The organism is Streptomyces sp. P17 (assembly GCF_032436805.1).
GTDB lineage: Bacteria > Actinomycetota > Actinomycetes > Streptomycetales > Streptomycetaceae > Streptomyces.
In genome coordinates this window covers 1-329 of sequence record NZ_JAVRBF010000516.1, presented here as the reverse complement: position 1 = coordinate 329, position 329 = coordinate 1, and the positions used below count along the sequence as shown (strand labels likewise).

Here is a 329-nt window from a genome sequence, read left to right as displayed (position 1 = left end):
CGGCTTCGGCCTGCTCGGCCATCTGCTCGAGATGTGCAGTGGCTCGGGGCTCGAGGGGCGCCTCGACGCGCGGGCGGTCCCGGTGCTGCCCGGGGCCGCGCGCCTTGCCGAAGCGACGCCGGAGGCCGCGGCGGCGGTCCAGCGCGAGGATTTCGAGGAGGCGATGCGCGTGCTCTCGACGCTGCGCGCCCCGCTCGACGCCTTCTTCGACGACGTCACGGTGAATGCCGACGATCCCGCGCTGCGCCTCAACCGCCTGCGCCTGCTCGACGGCTTCCGCGGCGCCGTGCATGCGGTCGCGGACTTTTCGCGCATCGGGGGATGACGCA

Annotated in this window: 1 pseudogene; it reads left to right on the top strand. The window is 73.9% G+C overall.

What is annotated here, in order from left to right:
- Positions 1 to 325, top strand: a pseudogene (locus RMT89_RS46260) (hypothetical protein); the annotation flags it as partial.
- Positions 326 to 329 lie beyond the last annotated feature (4 nt).